Here is an 18,725-nt window from a genome sequence, read left to right on the forward strand (position 1 = left end):
CCCCTCAGCCAGCAGCTCCAGCTTCGCGGGCCGGAGCCGGCAGCCCTGCCGCGTTCGGCGGCGAAGAAGCACTTCCAGGGCGTCTGGTTGCGGTTGCCCGGGAAGAAGTAGGCGCACCGGACTTCCCGTTCAATCGCCGCGTGGCCTCCCGTATTCGCAGGGGTCTCCATCGAGCGCTTGTTCGTAGGGGGTGAGCTGGCCGCAGGGGACGCGTTGCACCTGGACCGCCGAGCAGCCGAAGAGTGCCGACGCTCTCCGGAACGCGACGACGTGCTGCTGATCGACGCAATCCCAGATGGCGATGTCATCGCCCACCTCCACGCCCGTCATGCATTCTCGATCGGGCGGAGTGGACAAGGCTTCTTCGGGTCCATGATCGCAACAGCCCTCGAGTGCGAGGCTCAGCGGCACGAGGAGGAGCAGGCGGGCACCGAGGGATTTCATGGGTCATCTCCTTGAATCAGGGGGACTCCGTGCCGTGCAAGCACGATGCCTGTTCGACGCCACGAGGCCTCGGGAGTGTGTGGCGAGCTCGTGGCGCCGATGGACTCATGAGGCGCCTGTCCGGCCTGACGGCGAAGACATAGGGCGCCCACGTCGCGAACCGCGAGCGTGTCAGGAGTGGCCCAGGACAACCCCCTCGATGACGCTGGCGACATCGAGGCACTTGCCCGTGGCGGTCTCGATGAGCGCGTAGAGCTCCTTCCACTTGATGATGGTGAGGAGGTCCACGCCACTCGTGAAACGAGTCGACATCTGCCGCTCCGCGAGGAGGGCGTCACTGGCAACGAACCGGCCGTCCTCCTGGCTAAGCAGGCAGTCCGCAACTGCGGTGCTCTGTACGAATCCTCTGACACCTTCTGCAGACACCTTCTGCAGACACCTTCTGCAGCTCGCAAATGAGGCAGGTGTTCATCATCGCGGTGGCGCAGCGACTGCTCGCAGTGCGAGTCCTCCGCCGCGAGGGGCACGGCCGGGGGCATTGCCGCGCCCCCCTGCTTCCTTCACCATTCCAGGCATGAACCTTTCCAGTTGTCTGGTCATCTGTCTCACGCTCGCCGCGGTGCTGCCCGCGCCCGCTCGGGCGATGGACGGTGCGCTCTTCCAGCAGCTCAAAGCTCGCTTGGACGACGAGCACCTCTCCGACGCGAAGCTCACCATCCTGAAGACCGCGGCTTCCACCAACACCTTCACCTGCGCACAAGTGGCGCGCCTGGTCGAGCCGTTCTCCTTCGGCGAAGACAAGCTCGAGGCGCTCTCGACGCTCAAGGACCGCATCGAGGATCCGGAGAACAAACGCAAGCTCGTCACCCTTTTCAGCTTCGACGACGAGAAGGAGAAGGCCAAGGCGCTCCTCGCCCACATCCAGAAGGCCGCGCCCGCGGCCTCCAGCGCCGCGCCAGCGGCCACCGACAGCGCGTCCACCAGCGTCAGCGCGTCAACCCGGGGCAGCAGCACTGGCGAGATGACGCCGCTGCTGGTGAACCAGGTGGGCGCATGGCCGGACGCGGACGTCCGCACACTCGCCGCGGCGCTCCAGAAGGAGGACTTCACCGACGGCAAGATGAACGTGCTCCAGACAGCCATCTCCAGCCGCCCCGAGGGCTTCAGCTCCTCGCAAATCCAGCAGCTCGTCCCGAGCCTCACCTTCAGCGGCGACATGGTGCAGGCGGTGAAGATGATGGACGATCACATCCTCGGCATGACGTCGCGCGAGGTGCGCGGGGTGCTGGGAACGTATTCCTTCAACGATGACAAGCTGAAGGTGCTGCGCGTGCTCAAGGACGCCATCACCGACGCGGAGAACAAGTTCATCATCCTCGACGAGTTCACCTTCGGGGACCACAAGGAGGAGGCGCGCAAGATCCTGGAGACCATCAAGCCGCGCAGCCCGGTGTACGGCACCCTCCGCAGCAAGCGCGCCATCTTCGTGGTGGACATCTCCGGCAGCATGGAGGCGCGTTTCACCACCAACCGGGGCGAGTCGATCACCCGGCTCCAGTTCGTGCAGCGCGAGTTACAGTCCGTGCTGAAGGAGCAGCTCCCGGATGACGCGAAGTTCAACCTCGTCGTCTTCTCCACGCGCGTGCAGACGTGGAAGCCTCGCCTCGTCGCGGCCACGCCGCGGTCGGTGCAGGAGGCGGTGCAGTACGTGGGCGCGCTTCAGCAGGGGGGTGGCACCAACATCCACGGCGCTCTGGAGAAGGCCTTCGCCGACTCCGAGGTGGACGCCGTCTACTTCCTCACCGACGGCATGCCGACGGACGGAAAGAAGAAGGCCCACGCGGAGATCCTCGAGGACGTGGCCGCCTGGAATGCCCAGCGGAAGGTGGTGGTGAATACCGTCGCCTTCCTGATGGGCAGCTTCAAAAGTGACAACAAGCCCAAGTCGCGCGAGCTGATGCTGCAACTGGCCAAGGCCACCGGCGGCGTCTACCGCGCCATCGAGTAGGACGCACTCCGCAGCGGCAAGGTATCCGGGGAGGGGATCAGCGCCCGCCCAGGCGAAGGTGTCAGACGAGTCGGCACCTGCCGCTCCGCGAGGAGGGCGTCACTAGCAACGAACCGGCCGTCCTCCTGGCGTAGACGGCCATCACCCGGGCCGACTCACCGCACCCAGCCCACGTATTCGAAGAAGGCCCGCGTGGAACTCCACGCGCGAGGGGGCGTGAGCGGTGTGCCGCGGCGCTGGAGCTCCTCGAGGGGCAGTTCACTCGCGAGGTCCTCCAGCGGCACGAGGAACAGCCGCTCGGCGGGGCTCTTGCCACAGATGATGCTGGGCTCCTCGCTCATGCCGGTGATGATGCCGACGAGGGCGTGCGTGTCATCGGGGCTGATGGCCACCACGTTCAGCGCGGTGGCATCCGCCCGCACCTGCTGGAGTGCGCCCGTTGCCGGGTTCAACCGGAACAACGTCCGCGGTTGCGGCTGCGTGCCCACGCATTCCATGCCAGGCCCCTCCCACCGCGTGGCACTGACGAGTGCGGCCAGGGAGCGGTGCAGCCAGGTGAGCCGTCCCACGTACCGGTAGGGCAACACGAGCGGCGCGGCGAGGGTCAGGGCGAGCGGTCCTCCGAGAGCCGCCGTCCGGTAGACGGTGGGCGTGGAGCGGAAGCGCGGTCGCGAGGGGAGGAAGACAAAGGTCCCATCCGGGGACAGCGAAGGCTCGGAGGCGACCTCCGTCCGCAGCGCGCCATCGCTCACCCGGAGCACGGCCACGAGGGTGCTCATCGGGGGCAGGTAGTAGCTGACGCCCTCCTCCGGGCGCAGCGCGCACTCGACATACAGCGTGAGTTCCTCACGTGCCGGCCACCAATCGAGCAGCGTGACGTGACCCAGGAGCCCCACCTCGGGCAGAGGGGAGAGGTGGCCCGACGCCACGTCCACGGAATAGAGGAACACCCGCCCACATGCCCAGGGGTCTTCCTTCGAGGCGAGGTGCTCGAGAACGAAGGCGATGCTCTTCCCGTCATCGGACCAGCGGAAATGCCGCGCCATGAGTTGCCCCTCCGGCAGGGGCTGCCGCGTCAGGTCCAGCAGCTCGCGACGTGCGGTCCCGTCCGCGTTGACGATGAAGAGCTTGTTCCAGCCGCCCTCCGGGCCTCGGCGGGAGCCAGGGGCCTGGAATTCGACCCAGGCCACCTGCTTCCCATCGGGAGAGATGGCCGCTCCGGCGTAGAAGCTCACCTTGCCGCTGGACGTCAGGGGCCATTGATGTTGGCCATCCATGGATTGGAGCCAGAGGTCGGCGCCCTTTCGAGCATCTCCCTGGATGAAGACCAATCCACTCGGCGGTGACCCGGTCCGCCCCCGAAGCACTGGCGCGAGGGCCCTGCCCGAGCCTGTCGCCGTACAGCCCGCGAGGAGGGTCAGGAGCAGAAGCGTGACCCATCCAGTGGTGGGGCTCGGTCTGGAAGCGGACGCCATGATGTGCCAGGAGAATTGCTGACGAAGGGTTGCGAACAGCTCGCGGCCTGGGGTGGAAGAGAAAGATGGCCTCTGGTTACAAAGAACCCGAGGCCTAGAAGAGTGGAGGCGGCGGGAATCGAACCCGCCGCCTGGCACTCCGCCCGTATACGTCTAAGAAGGATGGAAGGACTGTTGAAGGCGAGGACGAGAGCGGAGGGGCCGAGGAGGGCCGCGGACAGAGGCCGGCCGAGCAATGCCCCAGGCTGGTGGAGAAGCCGCGCAGCCCCCTTGAGTACACGCCAGCCCAGGCCGCCCTCCCATGAGGTGCGCGGCAGAAGCCCTGGGTTTCTTGGGTGTCTTGAGCTTCAACACCACGCAGCCTGGCGTGGCCCTCGCGCAGGGGCCAGGCGCGCACTCTCCGTGGGCAACCCCAGGTGCTCCACAATCGCTCTCACCCCGCCTGCTCCCTTCTCGTACGCCAAGACACGCCTCCTGCCTCCACACCTCAAGCAAGCTCGAGAGACCTCCTCGCTCACGGCGCAGGGCGAGCACCGGGTGGCGGGTGTGTGGAAGAGTCGCGGCTCCTCCACACACCCGTTGTCGCATTACTGCCTGCTACCCGCCATTCCGCGGCGCCGGGAGACCGCCTTGCCCAGGATTCCGAGCAGTCCGAGCAGCCACAGCGTTGGAGACCCCTTCGAGGTCGAGCAGCCCAACCCTCCGCCTTCAGCGCGGATGTCCCGGCCCAGGTAGACGCTCCAGCTGAAGCTCGTCTCCGTTCGGTTGCCAGCGATGTCCACTGCGTAGACGTTGAGCGTATGGGGCCCTTCCTCGAGGTCGGAGACCGACAACTGCGGGCCGCAATCCGTGGGCTCGCCCTGGACATCCAGCTTGCACTTGAAGGTCACCCCCTCTTCATTCGAGGTGAGGTTGAACGTGGCGGAGCGGCTGGCCGAGTTCTTGTCAGGCCCTTGGATCGTCACGCCGGGGGGCTCATTGTCCATGACGAAGTTGATCTGCCCCGACAGCTCGCCCGTATTTCCAGCTCTGTCCGTGACCTTGAGCCTGACGAAATGGGGGCCATCCTTCGGCTTGCGCTCGGCCGGAATGACGAGCTGCCAGTCCCCATTCGCGTTGTCCGCGGCCACCGCCGTTCCGACGGGCGTCAGGACATCATCGTCCAGGTAGGCGGAGATGGTGCTGAAGCCTTCTCCGGCCGCCGTTCCCTTCAAGGTCAGGTCCTTGTAGCGCCCTCCCTCCGTGGGCAACTCGACGCCGGGCGTCGCCGGGTCCTGGCGATCGACCGTCCAGGAGAGTTGCACGGGCGTGACCTCTGGGATGCCGGCCTTGTCGATAGCCCTTATCTTGAGGGTGTAGGGCTTGTCTCCTCCCTCCCTGGGAAAGTTGACCACCACGAAGTTGTTTTCCGTCGTGAACGTCTCACCATTGAGCTCGCAATCGAAGCGGTCCACTCCCTTGGGCTCGTTCGGCGTGACGAAATTCACCTGGACATAGTCAGTGGATATCCAGCTGTTGAGCTGGGTGGTGATGAGGGTGATGGGGGCCTGCTGATCCACGAACCACTTGTACTCGACTCGTGAGCTCTCTGGCGTTTCGATGCCCAGGTCCCTCGAGTAGGCCTTCACGGTGAAGACGTGATCGCCTTCCGCGAGAGCTGGATAGGTCTTGATACAGATGGGCCGCTCTGGCGTGGCGGGGGCCGGATTGGTGATGAGCTCGGCGTCTGGGCAACAGGGCTCCTCCCACTCCTGGCCCTCCCGCTTGCACCCGATCTTCATGTTGTCCTTGTCGGCCTGGAGCACGAACGTCACCTCATCCAGGCTCGTGCCGCCGCCGGTGGCAACGGGGAGGCGGTCCTTGCCCAGGAGCCCGGTGTCCCAATTCAAGATCTTGCCGAGGGGTTGGTTGTCATCCACCCGCCAGGTGTAGGTAGGGGCCGCTGCATTGTCAGTCTCGTTTCCGGCCAGGTCCGTTGCCCAGACCTGAAGCGTGTACTCACCCGACCGGGTCACCGCACCGAAGAACGGATTGGAACAATTCGGGAACGCGGTCGTCGGCCCATCCTTCTCCTTGAGCGAGCAGCGGTAGGACGACAACGGCTTCACGGCCTCCGAAGGTTGGAAGCCAAAGACATAGTCCTTGGAGGCGGTCAGGCCGTCCGGGGTCTTGGTGAAGGTGATGGTCGGAGGAATGAGATCCAGCTCGAAGTAGAACGTTGCCGGATCACTCTTGTGGCCGGCCGCATCCTCCACCCTGGCCTCCAGCGCGTACTTGCCACTCACCAACCCGGGCCAGGCGCTACTCCAGGTTCCGGACGTGAGGGTCAATGTGGTTGGAACCTCACTCACCGCCGGGTTCTGCGGGATCAGATTCAGGTGCAGTTTGGCACCCACTGCAGTGCCACTGATACTGAGCGTGCCATTCGGCGCCGGTGTGTCCGAGACCGCGCTCAGCAAGGGGCGGCCAATGAGCATGCCGCTGACAGCGGGTGTCGTCGTCGCCCCCACCACGATGGAGACGAACCCCGGCTTGTCTGGCCTGTTCGCATCCACGAAGAAACAGGAGGTGGCCGCCTCGCTCTCATTCCCTGCTTCGTCCTTCACCTTCACAGTCAGTTCATAGGCGCGGTCATCCAATGACGAGCTGGTGGGCGAGACGCTCCAGCTTCCCGGGCCCGACTGGCCATTCACCACCGTCGACGGGATGCTGACGACGGGATTCAGGGTCACGCTCACCGTGCCTCTGGCTTCAGCCATTCCCTGGATCAACGGTTGGTTGACCTTGACGTAGTTGGTAGGAGTTACGGTGCAGTTGGCGTACGGCGTCACTCCTGCCACCGTGATGCTGGTGGGGGGTTGGGGATTCTGCGTGTCCAGCTTGAACCCCAGCGTGGTCGCCGCGCTCACGTTGTGCGCCGCATCCTCCGCCTTCACCTCCAGCGTGAACGTGGCACCCGCGACATCCAGCGTCTGCGCGAAGTCTACCTGCCATGCTCCACCGTTGGCGGTGACCGTCGTGGCCGAGACCTCCACGCCGGCCGAGTCGAGCTGGCGCACCGTGACGCGACTCCCCGATTCCGCGGTGCCGCGGATGGCGAGTTGCCTCGTGGAAGGATCCAGGTCGGGCTTGCCGATGAGCATGCCAGGGCTCGCATCTCTTCCTGGGGTGATTCCCAGTTTGCCGAACACGGGGGGGGCGGGTTTCTCCGCATCCACGGTGAAGGTCGGGGATGGGAGATCATTGGACTTCTCGTTGCCGGCCGCATCGATTGCCTTCATCGTCACGGTGTAGGTGGCATTGTGCGTCAGATCGACCGGCGGAGCGGCCTTCCAGCGTCCCGCGACCGAGATCGTCTGGAGGGTCTGAGGGGCTTCCGGGCTCCCGCCCGTCCTGGTCAGCGTCAGCTCCACCCGGTTTCCGCTATCCGCCGAGCCTTCCAGGACCGGACGGAGCGAATTGACGGGCACGGCTCCTCCTGGCGTCTCCCCTCCCACTGTCAGCAGCGCGGGGGCTGCCGGTAGCTGGGTGTCCAGACGGAAGGTCAGCGTGGTCGCCGGTCCTGGGCTCGCGTTGTTCGCCCTATCCACCGCCGTCACCGTGAGTGTGGCATTGACGGTCTCCACGATGGCGGTTTGGGCGATGCTCACCCTCCACTTGCCCAAGCCATCCGCGGTGCCCGACACCGAATCGGAGAAGGCATTCGGACCGGTTTGCTGCACCGTGACGGTGCTTCCCGGCTCCGACCTTCCGCTGATGTAGAGCTTGTCGGTGCCGGTCTCCAGGTCAGGCTTGCCGATGAGCATGTTGGCCTCGGCCGCCCGCGCGGCGAGCAGATCCACCAGGGGCTGCGCCGGGATGGTCCCATCCACCGTGAAGGTCTGGGGCTGGCTCTTCGGACTCTGGACCCCCTGATAGGCGAAGGCCGCCGCGATGGAGTACTGACCATCCACGAGGTTCTGCGGCATCTTGAAGGAGAAACGTCCGGTGGCGTCGGCGTACGTGCGCCCTACCTCCAAGTGGCCCTGGTAGATGACCACCTGACGGCCCGCGTATGCGGTGTTCGAGAGCCCTCCCTGGATGGTGGGCCTTCGCTGGTTGGTGTACGCGGCCATCGCGTCCAACGTCGGTGCCAACAGCGTGGGAAACGGACCCGGGAGCGAGGAGATGAAACCGGCTCCGCCCGCCGAGCCGTTCGGCACTCCACCAATGGCGCCTGACGTTGTCGCGATGGCGTTGGAGCACTTCTCCACCGACGACACCACGGTCGTGCCCACCTGGTAGAGCACTCGGCCTCCACCGCCACCTCCTCCCGCGCCCGGTATTGGATTGGCGTTGGAGTCCGCAGTTCCTCCAGCTCCTCCCCTGGCCGAAATGACGGTTTCATTGTTACAGTTGAGTGCATCCCTCAGTCTCACGACGATGGTGCCTCCCGCCCCGCCACCACCACCACCATCGGCTCTGGTGCTTGGAAGAACCCTGGTGCCGCCGCTATCGCCCTTATTGCCAGAGGCGCTGATGGCGTTTTCGTCGTCCACGGTCAAAGTCAGTGCCCGGATGAAGACGATGCCGCCTCCTTTTCCTCCATCCGACTGACTCAAGTCGAGGCGTGGTCCATGGCCACTTCCTCCACCGCCTCCAAAGGTGAGGCGATCGACCAGGGAGTAGACCAGCGGCACTCCCCCCATTCCACCCGTCGTGCTCGCAGGCCCTCCTCTACCACCATTCGCAGCGTTTCCGCCGCCGCCTCCTCCTCCTGAAACGGAGCAGATCCCTCCACCTCCTCCGTTCGCGAAGTTGCCGCGACCCGCTCCTTCATTGCTACCCAGGTCACCAGTGCCTTCTGCGGTGTAGCGCGTGCTATCCACACCCTCGCCCTTCTGGGCATAGGCTGGGGAAGGGCCGGAATTGTTCGTACAACCAGAGGTGTCGTCCAAGTCCGGCTTGTACGCTCCCCCGCGGAACCCCTGTCCATCGGCATTGATGGTGCCGGCGTTGCTGTCCGTGCCGGTGACGGTGACGTTTCCATCGGCCAGGAAGGCGAGGACGCCACCCGTTTTTCCATCCCAAGGCCTGGCCGTGATGGCCTTGTTGTTGCCCACCGAGACATCGTTGTATTCGGGAACCCGGATGACCTGGGTGACGTACACCGGGTACCCATGGACGAGTGGAGCCGTGAGGGTCAGCTTGCTGCTATCGGTGGGCGCCTTGAGTCGAGCGAACTCCCACTTCCCGACACCGTAGGCCTCGAGATCGACCATCGTGGTCAGGCCGGTCGGGATGGTGGGCACGGCGCCGGTCGTCTGCAGGACCATCACCAGATCGCCTGCCTGGAAGGCGTTGGCGTTCGTATCCCGTCCACTTACCGAGCCAGGCCTCACGCTGTCGATGGAGATCTCCAGGTCTCCCGGCGCCAACGGTGTCGTGACCCGGGCGTAGGCGTTGACGATCGAGGAAGTGCCCGCGTTGAAGTCGCTATCCCGACTCGTTCCCAGACCGAAGGTGTCCGGCTCCGCTACGGCCACGCCGGTGGTGAGGAGCGCCAGGAGCAACAGTGCTCGCGTATACGCGTGTCTCATGAATTCGTGTCTCCAGCGCCCCATGTCCGGTTGAAGTGGAACTCCACGTGTCGCTCCTCGCTCAGCCGCATGACATGTCCTCGGCCTTCGTGGCCCCCCCAGGGGCAAAGTCAGGGATCGAAGGCTACCCCAAGCGCGTCCCCGGTTCACGGGGATGCGCTGGCTCGGCCGCCAACCACGGCATCCGGTGTCGTAGCTGGGTGGGCGTCAGGGCGCGGCTGTGGGCGGGCACGCCGACTCAGGGGCCTGCCCACGGGAGGCCCGGGTGGGCGGGCCTCCTGGGATGGGGATGGATTGCAGCCCCTGAAGGCCTGTCAGGGGCAGTTCGTGATCGGCATCGCGACATTGCCGGTGTTGCGCGCATCGTGCTGGTACTTGGGCCAGGGGGCATTCTTCTCCAGGCCCGGGCTATCCACGACGAGCGCATACAGCCGACCGTCCAGGCCGGGTACGTACAGTACGCCCTTGGGCTGAGCAGCGGGGGTTCCATCCGCCTGGCGTGCGCAGTCCAGAGACGGCGAGGCTTGCGCGCGTCCGACGCTGTCGCTGAGCTTCCAACGCAGCGTCAGGTCATTCGCGCTCCAGACGGATACCTCGCCAATAGCAGCGGCGGGCCCTGTCGCGGAGGCGGTATAGAGAACACCGGAAGCCCCCAGGACCGGAGACCCAGGAAAGCTACCCGCATTCGGAACGCTGGCGCGGGGGGCCGTGGAGAACAGGTCGATCGCCGTCAGTGGCGCTGAGCCCGTCGAGTCCTCGTGGCCGAAGAACACGACATTGCCCGCTCCGATGGCTAGGTTCCTCACAGGCGCCACTCCCTCGAAGGAGGCCGGGTAGCGCCAGGCCGCGCTTCGCCCCTCCGTTGCGTCGTGGGCCTCGACTCCACCCTGCTTCGGCGAGGTCAAGCCTGCGGCAACCAGCGTCAGGGTGCCCCGGTTGCTCTCCACGAGGGCCATGCCCGTCACCGGAGCCCGCGGATTCGGCGTGTTGTATCCCTGCTTGGTGGTGACTCCTCCACCGCTCCCGAAGCTGAAGGCATCGATGAACATGTCGAACGGTGGCGCGTCCGGCGACGGGTCCAACGTCGGGGCGAAAGTGCTGAAGTAGTAATCGGCTCCCTTCGTGATCACGCTCGCCCCGACCAGGGCGGTTTGACCGCCCAGGGAGGAGCACGAGCCGGGGAAATCAGGCTGGAACCTGGGCGACGTGAACTGCCGAGTGATGGCAATCCCGGTTTCAGCCGATGGAAAACCTGGACCGGGTGACGCGCTCGTGATCGCCACGCCTGAGACGACAGGTTCCCAGCCGAGGTTCCGGCCTTCCTCCGGGCACTGCGCTGTCGGATTGCCGTTGTTGCCATCCAGGCTGAACAAGACGCCCCCGGAGACAGCGGGAGCGGCTCCCACGTAGACGCGATCGGTTCCATCCGAGGTTCGTCCCACGGCCGGGCTACCGCTCACCGGACCGAGTGGGTTCTGCCATTTCAGGGTTCCCTCGGGGTTGAGGGCGAAGACCTTGCCGTTGGTGTCGCTGGTGCCGAAGTAGATGGTCCCCTTGTCGCCAATGGCGGGGGTAGACAGGATGGGCCCGGTCGCCCCATCGAACACCCACTTCCAGCGCGTCACGGGGATGGTGCCGCTGGCCGAGCGCTCGTTGCCGACCTTGTCCTTCGCCGTCACCTCGAGCTGGAAGTCGCCGCGGAAGGCCTCGAGCCCCGGGCGCCACAGGGGCACGTCCACCGTGCCGCAGTAGGCCTTGGTGCACGATGTCGTCACCTGATTCACCGTGAGGTCCGTCACGTTCGTACCTCCGGCGTGCCCCTTCACCACCACCCGGAGGTCCGCTGGATCAAAGCCCGCTGGATCCTCCTCCACCTCCACCCGGGCCGTCACGGTCTGGTCGCGAGCCCACGCCTTGTCCGCCTGCGGGTCCGCATAGCTGAAGCCGTCCTTGGGTGCCGCAGGCTGCGCCTCGGGCACCTGCAGCGCCAGCACCGGCGCGGTGCGATCCACCTTCACCTGCAGGGTGTCCCTCGGTCCCCAGGACTCGGGATGGGCCACCTCGAGGGTGTACGTCCCTTCCCCCGGAGGGGGCGTCCACTCGGCGCTGTACGTCCCTTCCGCCGTGCTCTGGAGCGTGATGCTCGTGGGCGTCCCATTGGGAGGAGTCACATTGAGGTTCAGTTGCGCTGGGTAGACAGGACGCGAACCTGGGTCGAGCGTCAGCCGGCCCTCTACTCGCAACGGACCTCCGCCCACGAAGTTGTTCTGTTGGAGTGGCGGCGACAGCGTGATGCTCAGCGCTGAGTACCGGTTGGAAAAGCACATATTCACGTTTTTGTCGCAGAATTGTGCCTGAGGGCACTCTGCGTCCTGCTCGCAGCTGCCCGGAGCCTTGCACCCCTCGAGCGCCCCCAACACCAGCAGCGCTCCAAGGACCTTGCGCAGTATCACGGTGACCTCCAAACCCTTTGACGAACCAGACAGAAGCGGGGATAGCATGGTACGGGCCATCCACGTAGCCACCATTCGTCAATCCGGTCTTCACACCGGCTTCAATCCCGCCCTACGCCCTCGAGGTTCCGTCCGTGAACCGCTCCTTCCATCCGCGGTCCCCCCTCCTGCTAGCAATCGCCCTCTTGTTCGCCCCCCTGGCTTTGGGCCAGCCACAGCGCGTGGTGCTTCATCCCTGTATCATCAAGGGCGTCGAGGCCTCGAAGCGCGCGGTGCTCCAGACGGCGTGTTTCGCGGAGATCAACCGCAATGCCGTGGGGGTGGTGCCCGCGAACGAGGTGGTCAAACAATTCAAGGTCGATGCAAACAGGTCCCAATGCAGGTCCGATACGGGCAGCCCGGCCTGCCTTGGCCGCGTCGCCACCGCCACCAAGGCCCAGCGAGCCGTCCTCATCACGCTTGACCTGAACGAGACTGGGGTGACGGCGATTAGTGGGCGCGTCTTTGACTCTCAAGGCAATGAGCTGGGCAAGGAGAGTCTGGCCGCCAGTCAGATTCCAGGACCCTCCAAATTCAAACCAGACAGGGCAGGCTGGATCAGCATTGCGCTCGCGCAGTTGTTCACGTCCCCCAACATCAGCAAGCACCTCCCCGGCTTTCTCGACGTGAAGCGTTACTCGGGGGTGCCCATCCTGACGCCCGAGCAGAACGCGGGGGTGATGGTCGACGAGAAGGTACCGGTACAGGCCCGATTGCAAGTGATCCAAGGGTTGTGGCCCCTCTATCCAGAGCGGCTGGACCTCACGGTGACGCCGAGCGGAGCGCTGCCCAACCAGGTGATGGAGGAAGGCGTTTACAGCACCGAATGGACTCCATCCGAGGTAGGCGAATACATCATCCAGGCGTCCCATGCTGGGGTGGGGAAGCCTACGCAGGTGACGGTGACGGTGATTCAATGCACTTCCGGGCTGAGCATCCTGACGCCCAGTCAGGACCAGGTGGTGATGCTTGGCCAGGAGGTGTCGGTGCGGGCCGAACTGGCGATGAACAAATTGCCCCTGTGCGAGAAGTTCCAGCCTCCCCAGGAACTGGGCCTCTCGGTGGCAAGGAGTGGTGGTGATGCGCGGACGGAGAAGCTGAACCGTCAGCAAGACGGCGTCTACAGCTTCTCGTGGAAGCCGGACGCCGATGGTGAGTACTTCCTCCAGGCGGATGGGGCCAGACAGCGGAGCACGCCGGTGCGCGTGCTGGTGATGAGGGAGGGCGGGGGAGATGATGATAAGAAGCCCAAGAAGGTCGTCGTTCCCTGGATCGTCGCAGGGGTGAGCGCTGCCACGGCGGGCGTCTTTGGGGTGTTGTCTTTGGACGCCTACAACAAACTCGACAACGAGTACAAGGACGGCGCTGCCCCCACTCCCGATCGCAGGGATGAGATCGTTGCTCTCCGCAACAACTACCAGACCTACCTCGTGGTAGCTGGCGTGAGCGCGGGCGTGGGAGTTGGCGCCGCTGTCGTCGGCTTGATTCTGGGGAAACGCGAGGAGCCGCCCAAGACTGCCTCGCTCAGTGTGGGGCCCGGGGGGGTGAGCCTCCGCGTGCTGCTTCCGTAGCCAGCGGGCCCACTCCCTGATGTGAAAAAGGGGCGAGGCTGTGTGCCTCGCCCCTTTCTTTCTACGCGCCCCCGCCGCTCAGTTGGGCCGGACGGGCGTCTCGGGGCCGGCGGCCACCGCGGCTCCCGCAGAGGGCTCCGCCTCCGACGTGGGCGTCTCGGGGCCAGCGGCCACCGCGCCCGCGGGCGTGTGCTTCGGCTGCCCCGCGAGCTGCGTCATCAGCGCCGTCATCCGCCGCGCGAAGCGGTTCGGATCCTCCACGCTGCTGCCCTCGGTGAGCAGCGCCTGGTCGTAGAGCATCTCCACCCACTCCGTCACCTGCGCGGAGGTCGGCTCCTTCTCCTGCATTGCAGGACGGGCACACCCCTCGTCCCTTGCACGAGAAGGCGACGAGAAGTTCGTCCTTACAACTCTCGCAGCGCACCCGCGCGAAGCCATGCGCCAACACTCCGCACTCCAGGTACCTGGCGAAGTCCCGCTCTACGTACCAGGGCAGGCCGCGCCCCAGCTCGGTCGCCTCCGCCAGCATCGTGGCGAGGTTGTCCCTCACCGCCGCATACAACACTGTCCCCTCCGGCCGTCTCCGCCGGTACTCCCACCCCTGCTTCCCCACCAGCCCCTCCCCAGCCATCCCTCGCCAGAGCGCACGTTACCGTCAGCCTCCCAAGGGCCTCCGTGGAGCACCTGGCTGCTCGTGTGATTGAGAGTCTGCTGAGGGTGAATCTCTCTGGATGGGCCCGGGCGTGCTCCCGGCCACTGCCAGAAAGCGGGCATCAACGCCTTCGTGCGCAAGCCGGTGAGCTGCGCCCAGCTGATGACGCTGGTGGACACCATCTTGCCGCCGGCCAAGAAGGGCTGAGCTGGCCGCTCGGAGGAGTGCCGCTCTACACCGAGCGGGCAGGGACTGAGGCCGCAGTGCGCGCTCGACGCTTGCGCACGGCCTCGACCACTCGGATGGCGAAGAGCAGCACCAGCACGCCCCCGTAGATGAGCGGCTCGGTGAGGTCCTTCTTCACGCGCCAGACGAAGTGCACCACGCCCAGCGAGGCGGCCACATAGGCCAGCCGGTGCAGCCGCTGCCAGGCGGGAAAGCCCATGCGGCGCACCATGCGATTCGTGCTGGTGACGGCCAGCGGCACCAGGAGCACCAGCGCCAGGAAGCCCACGGTGATGAAGGGCCGCTTCGCGATGTCCTCGAGGATGACATCGAACGCGAGCCCCTGGTCCAGCACGGCGTAGGTGAGGAAGTGCAGCGAGGCGTAGGCGAAGCCCAGCAGGCCCAGCAGCTTGCGCAGGCGGATGGGCCACGTCCACCCGGACACCACCTTGAGCGGCGTGCACGCGAGTGACGCCACCAGGAGGATGAGGGCAAGCAGCCCCGTCTGGTTGAGCACGCGCTCGATGGGGTTGGCACCGAGCGTCCCCTGCGCGAACTGGAGCGCCAGGAAGGCCAACGGGAAGAGGCCGCCTACGAGGACAGCCGGCTTGAGCCAGGGGTGCGGAGGAGCGGCCATGGGCGTCAGTAGTTGCTGCGCAGATCCATGCCCTTGTAAAGGCTGGCCACCTGCTCGGCGTAGCCGTTGAAGGGCAACGTGGGCCGGCGTCGGAGCTCTCCGATGCGGCGCTCGGAGGCCTGGCTCCAGCGCGGGTGCGCCACCTCGGGATTCACGTTGGCGTAGAAGCCGTACTCGCTGGGGTTGGAGCGATTCCAGGTGGTGGGCGGCTGCTTCTCGGTGAGAGAGATGCGGACAATGGATTTGATGCCCTTGAAGCCATACTTCCACGGCACCACCAGCCGCAGGGGCGCGCCGTTCTGGTTGGGCAGGACGCGGCCGTACATGCCCACCGCCATCATCGTGAGAGGATGCAGGGCCTCGTCCAGACGGAGCCCCTCGACGTAGGGCCAGTCCAGCACGGGGTACTTCTGGCCCGGCATCTGCTCGGGGTCCTTGAGGGTGGTGAAGGCCACGTACTTCGCCTTGCCGGTGGGCTCCACGCGCCGCAGCAGCCCCGCTAGCGGAAAGCCGAGCCACGGAATCACCATGGACCAGGCCTCCACGCAGCGCATGCGGTAGACGCGCTCCTCGAGCGGGAACCAGGACTGCAGCGTGTCCATGTCCACCCGCTGGGGCTTGTGCACCTCGCCGTCGATGACGACCGTCCACGGCCGAGGCTTGAGGGTGTGCGCGTTCTCGGCGGGCTCGCCCTTGTCGAGGCCGAACTCGTAGAAGTTGTTGTAGGTGGTGGCGTCCTCGTAGGACGTGGCCCGCTCATCGGTGTCATACGGGCCGCGAGGCCGCACCACCTTGGGGGCCTCGCCCGGCGTAGCCAGCAGCGGGGGACCTCCACTACCGGTGGGCCGGTTGCTGAGAAGCTGGAGACTGGCCCCTACGGCCGCGGCGGTACCGGTGAAGAGAGCGGCGTTCTTGATGAACTCGCGCCGTCGCAGGTACAGCGACTCAGAGGTGATCTCGGACCCCAGGGGCTCGGGCGGCGTCTGGCGCATGGTTCCCTTCAGTACGCCCGAACCCGAATCGAGTTACAACCGGGCCACCGGCTCGCGGGCGTCGCTCATCTTCCACAGGCGCCACCAGGGGGTGGAGGGCGACTGGTGGTGCTCCCAGTGGTAGCCAAAGAAGTAGCAGGAGAGCATGGCCCACAGGTGGTTGCGCGGCAGGGAGCGGGCGTGGTGGGGAGCCATGTCCGGAGTGTCCGGCCGCCGGTGGGGCAGGAAGGTGCCAAAGTAGAAGAGCTGCACCGTGCCGAGCACCGAGGGCACCACCCAGAAGGCCAGAAGCCGCCACTGCGCCACTCCGAGGTGCAGCAACAGATTGAACTTGGCCGCCATGACCAGGATTTGAAGCCAGGTGGTGTAGCGCACCATGAAGGTGGCGAACCAAAGCCAGAAGGACTGGGTGCGAGTGGAGAAGTCCGGGTCGTCCGGGCCGGTGGGGTCGGCGTGGTGGGCGCGGTGGTTGACCACCAGGCGCCGGTAGGAGAGCCCGGCGAAGAGGAAGCAGGCGACCGTGCCCACGGCCTGGTTCACCCACCGGAAGCGGCTCACCGTGCCATGCATCGCATCATGGCCGGTGATGAAGAGGCCGGTGCTCAGGTACGCCTGCACGGCGATGTGCAGATACGTGAGCGGCGAGGCGAGGGACAGGCGAGCCGCCACCAGCAACCAGGCGAGATGACCCAGCCACGCGCCGAGCACCGTCAGCGCGATGAGCACACCCCAAGGGTCTGGAGAATGGTGGTTCCGCATCCGTCGCCTCTCTTCACCCGACCCGGCCCGCCGCGCACGAGAAAACGCACGCGGCGGACGGGCGGACGACGGTGCTACTTCCCGGCCGGGGCGGAGAAGCCCCCGAGCTCGGCGGAGAGCTTCTCGGCGGTGACGTAGCGAGGCTCGATGTCCACGGGGACGTTGCTCAGCTTGTCCAGGACGCGCTTCACCTCGGGACGCACCACGCCCATCTTGCCGAGCAGCGACTCGGCGGCGGTGCGGTCGCCACTGGCCTGCAGCTCCATGAGCTGCTTCGTCAGGGCGTTGACGGACTCCTTGATCTTCCCCGGCACCACCGCGAAGGTGCCGTCCTTGTTCACTACCACCGCCCCGTTATCCAGGAAGTAGTTGAGCTGCAGGGCAATGCCCTTGCCGTGCGCCTCGTTGATGCCGAAGCGGATGGAGCGGAACGCGGAGGCCAGGAAGGTGGTGTACATGGTGCGCTCCAGCTCCTTGCCGATGACGCCCTTGTCCACCAGCTGCTGAAGGGCCCACAGGCCGGAGATGTCCGCCTTGGCCTCTTCGATGGCGCTGGAGGACGCCTGGAGCGCCTGACGCACCGTGGTCTGCTTGCCCTCGACGGTGATGTTGTGGGGCCCCAGGCCGTGCATCAGCTCGTGCATGAGGATGTGCGTGAAGAAGGCATCGAAGGAGACGTCCTTGCGGTCCTTCGCGGGGAGCGCCACCTGGGCGATGGGCAGCAGCACGCGCTGGAACTTGGCCTCCTGGATGTTCTTGAGCATCACGCGCTTGGTGCCCTTCTCGGCCGCCACGCGCTCGTCATTGGGCAGGTTGTAGGCCGCGGTCTGCACACCCCTGTTGCCATCTCCCGAGGAGAAGATGCTGTTGACCACGCGGATGGGGGCGAGCGCTCCCAACTTCGGGTTGCGCAGCTTCGGGTCGATGGGGAGGTTGTTCTCCAGCCCCTGCAGCTCGCCGCTGAACTTCGAGAGCTTTTGCGTCTCTACGTCGTCGCGCAGGGCGATGAAGGCCTCGAAGGCGGCCTTGTAGTTGAACCACTCGTCCTCGTAGACCTCGTAGGGGCCGACGGTGGGCTCGATGCTGGCGTCGAGCTCCATCCAGGCCACCTCACTCGGGTAGTAGTCGTTGGAGAGGAAGCCATCGGCGCGCTTCGAGAGGAAGGCCTTCAGCGTGGGCTGGGTGGTGAGCTCAGCGGCCTCGCGCAGCAGCTGCGCGACCTGGGCGAGCTCGCCCTGGTACTCGATGCTGTAGGGGACGGAGATGAACTTGCCGTTCGTGTCGCGGCGGATGGTGGTGAAGAAGCCGGTGGCCTCCTTCTGCTGGGCCTCGGGGAGGGACTTCACCCAGGCCTCGATGTCGGCCTTGGAGGCGCCGGCCGGGTAGAAGTTGCCCTCGGCGGGCTTCGCGGGGACACCGGAGACGAAGGGCGCGTTGTGGTCGAGCCGGGACCAGGGCCCCTTGTTGAGCAGGAAGCTGTGCAGCCGCTCGCGGCCGAGCGGGGAGGTGTCCTTCAGGAGCTCGAGCAGGAGCGTCTCGTTCCCGGCCCAGGCCTGGCGCAGGAAGAGCGGGTCCATGAGCTTGGCGGCCTGGATGATCTTCGCGAGGGCGCGGCGCTCGTTCTCGGGGAGCTTGGAGACATCGGCCTGGATGTCGACGGGGGCGAAACGAGCCGTCATGCGCTTGAGCTCGGTGGCGTTGGGGAGACGGGAGGGCGCCTCGGCGGCGGCCACGGAGCCCGAGAAGAGCAGCGCGGCGGTGGCGAGGGAGAGGAGTTTGCGGGTCATGGCGGCCCTTTTACCGCAGGCAAGCGGGCAGGACAGCGCGCAAGAGCTCGCAGCGCCTGCCATGGCACATTCAGGGAGTCCTGACAGCACTCCAAAGGGATGTT

At 65.9% G+C, this 18,725-nt stretch carries 11 protein-coding genes and 3 pseudogenes; 3 read left to right on the plus strand and 11 right to left on the minus strand.

Annotated features, from left to right (window positions below; genetic code table 11):
- Nucleotides 1–129: 129 nt before the first annotated feature.
- Both OV287_RS44540 and OV287_RS44545 read right to left on the minus strand, forming a co-directional pair.
- A complete protein-coding gene (locus tag OV287_RS44540) occupies nucleotides 130–444 on the minus strand; it encodes a hypothetical protein (protein ID WP_267540138.1) in 315 nt (104 codons plus the stop codon).
- 171 nt (nucleotides 445–615) lie between these two features.
- The gene (locus OV287_RS44545; protein ID WP_267540139.1) at nucleotides 616–756 is read right to left on the minus strand and encodes a hypothetical protein; all 141 of its coding nucleotides are present in this window, start codon (nucleotides 754–756) and stop codon (nucleotides 616–618) included.
- A 262-nt stretch (nucleotides 757–1,018) separates the two neighbouring features.
- Here OV287_RS44545 and OV287_RS44550 point away from each other — a divergent pair, with 262 nt between their 5' ends.
- Nucleotides 1,019–2,452, plus strand: coding sequence for a DUF4476 domain-containing protein (locus OV287_RS44550; RefSeq protein ID WP_267540140.1), 1,434 nt, complete (start codon nucleotides 1,019–1,021; stop codon nucleotides 2,450–2,452).
- Nucleotides 2,453–2,607: 155 nt separating this feature from the next.
- Here OV287_RS44550 and OV287_RS44555 read toward each other — a convergent pair whose 3' ends face one another.
- The 3 genes from OV287_RS44555 to OV287_RS44565 all read right to left on the minus strand — a co-directional run bounded on the left by OV287_RS44555 (nucleotide 2,608) and on the right by OV287_RS44565 (nucleotide 11,959).
- Nucleotides 2,608–3,729 (minus strand): TolB family protein, encoded by a 1,122-nt coding sequence (locus OV287_RS44555; RefSeq protein ID WP_267540141.1) that lies wholly within the window; start codon nucleotides 3,727–3,729, stop codon nucleotides 2,608–2,610.
- A gap of 785 nt (nucleotides 3,730–4,514) precedes the next feature.
- Nucleotides 4,515–9,506: an adventurous gliding motility protein AgmC gene (agmC, locus tag OV287_RS44560; RefSeq protein ID WP_267540142.1), complete on the minus strand. Its 4,992-nt coding sequence runs from the start codon at nucleotides 9,504–9,506 to the stop codon at nucleotides 4,515–4,517.
- Nucleotides 9,507–9,820: 314 nt separating this feature from the next.
- Nucleotides 9,821–11,959, minus strand: a complete 2,139-nt coding sequence (locus tag OV287_RS44565) for a PQQ-binding-like beta-propeller repeat protein (protein ID WP_267540143.1) — start codon at nucleotides 11,957–11,959, stop codon at nucleotides 9,821–9,823.
- 224 nt (nucleotides 11,960–12,183) lie between these two features.
- On the opposite strand from OV287_RS44565, the gene OV287_RS44570 reads away from it, so the two are divergent.
- Nucleotides 12,184–13,569: a hypothetical protein gene (locus OV287_RS44570; RefSeq protein ID WP_267540144.1), complete on the plus strand. Its 1,386-nt coding sequence runs from the start codon at nucleotides 12,184–12,186 to the stop codon at nucleotides 13,567–13,569.
- 78 nt (nucleotides 13,570–13,647) lie between these two features.
- Here OV287_RS44570 and OV287_RS44575 read toward each other — a convergent pair.
- Together OV287_RS44575 and OV287_RS56600 are read right to left on the minus strand one after the other, a co-directional pair.
- Nucleotides 13,648–13,920: pseudogene (locus OV287_RS44575) on the minus strand (hypothetical protein); the annotation flags it as partial.
- Nucleotides 13,921–13,966: 46 nt separating this feature from the next.
- Nucleotides 13,967–14,200, minus strand: a pseudogene (locus OV287_RS56600) (hypothetical protein); the annotation flags it as partial.
- Nucleotides 14,201–14,329: 129 nt separating this feature from the next.
- Between OV287_RS56600 and OV287_RS56605 the strand changes: the two are divergent.
- Nucleotides 14,330–14,428 (plus strand): annotated as a pseudogene (locus tag OV287_RS56605) (response regulator); the annotation flags it as partial.
- A gap of 25 nt (nucleotides 14,429–14,453) precedes the next feature.
- Here the strand turns inward: OV287_RS56605 and msrQ are convergent.
- From msrQ to OV287_RS44600, 4 genes are all read right to left on the minus strand, one after another.
- Entirely contained in the window at nucleotides 14,454–15,083 is a 630-nt protein-coding gene (msrQ, locus tag OV287_RS44585; protein WP_267540145.1) for a protein-methionine-sulfoxide reductase heme-binding subunit MsrQ, read from the minus strand.
- A 5-nt stretch (nucleotides 15,084–15,088) separates the two neighbouring features.
- Nucleotides 15,089–16,075: a protein-methionine-sulfoxide reductase catalytic subunit MsrP gene (gene msrP, locus OV287_RS44590; RefSeq protein ID WP_267540146.1), complete on the minus strand. Its 987-nt coding sequence runs from the start codon at nucleotides 16,073–16,075 to the stop codon at nucleotides 15,089–15,091.
- A 33-nt stretch (nucleotides 16,076–16,108) separates the two neighbouring features.
- On the minus strand, nucleotides 16,109–16,834 hold the full coding sequence (locus OV287_RS44595; RefSeq protein WP_267540147.1) for a fatty acid desaturase: 726 nt from the start codon (nucleotides 16,832–16,834) through the stop codon (nucleotides 16,109–16,111).
- A gap of 74 nt (nucleotides 16,835–16,908) precedes the next feature.
- The gene (locus OV287_RS44600) at nucleotides 16,909–18,621 is read right to left on the minus strand and encodes a DUF8614 domain-containing protein (protein WP_267540148.1); all 1,713 of its coding nucleotides are present in this window, start codon (nucleotides 18,619–18,621) and stop codon (nucleotides 16,909–16,911) included.
- Between the last annotated feature and the right edge of the window lie 104 nt (nucleotides 18,622–18,725).

It is taken from the genome of Archangium lansingense (assembly GCF_026626635.1).
GTDB classification, from domain to species: domain Bacteria; phylum Myxococcota; class Myxococcia; order Myxococcales; family Myxococcaceae; genus Archangium; species Archangium lansingense.

Coding starts and splice junctions, on each gene's coding strand:
- OV287_RS44540 (WP_267540138.1), bottom strand. CDS start 444: ATGAAATCCCTCGGTGCCCGCCTGCTCCTCCTCGTGCCGCTGAGCCTC.
- OV287_RS44545 (WP_267540139.1), bottom strand. CDS start 756: ATGTCGACTCGTTTCACGAGTGGCGTGGACCTCCTCACCATCATCAAG.
- OV287_RS44550 (WP_267540140.1), top strand. CDS start 1,019: ATGAACCTTTCCAGTTGTCTGGTCATCTGTCTCACGCTCGCCGCGGTG.
- OV287_RS44555 (WP_267540141.1), bottom strand. CDS start 3,729: ATGGATGGCCAACATCAATGGCCCCTGACGTCCAGCGGCAAGGTGAGC.
- agmC (WP_267540142.1), bottom strand. CDS start 9,506: ATGAGACACGCGTATACGCGAGCACTGTTGCTCCTGGCGCTCCTCACC.
- msrQ (WP_267540145.1), bottom strand. CDS start 15,083: ATGGCCGCTCCTCCGCACCCCTGGCTCAAGCCGGCTGTCCTCGTAGGC.
- msrP (WP_267540146.1), bottom strand. CDS start 16,075: ATGCGCCAGACGCCGCCCGAGCCCCTGGGGTCCGAGATCACCTCTGAG.
- OV287_RS44595 (WP_267540147.1), bottom strand. CDS start 16,834: ATGCGGAACCACCATTCTCCAGACCCTTGGGGTGTGCTCATCGCGCTG.
- OV287_RS44600 (WP_267540148.1), bottom strand. CDS start 18,621: ATGACCCGCAAACTCCTCTCCCTCGCCACCGCCGCGCTGCTCTTCTCG.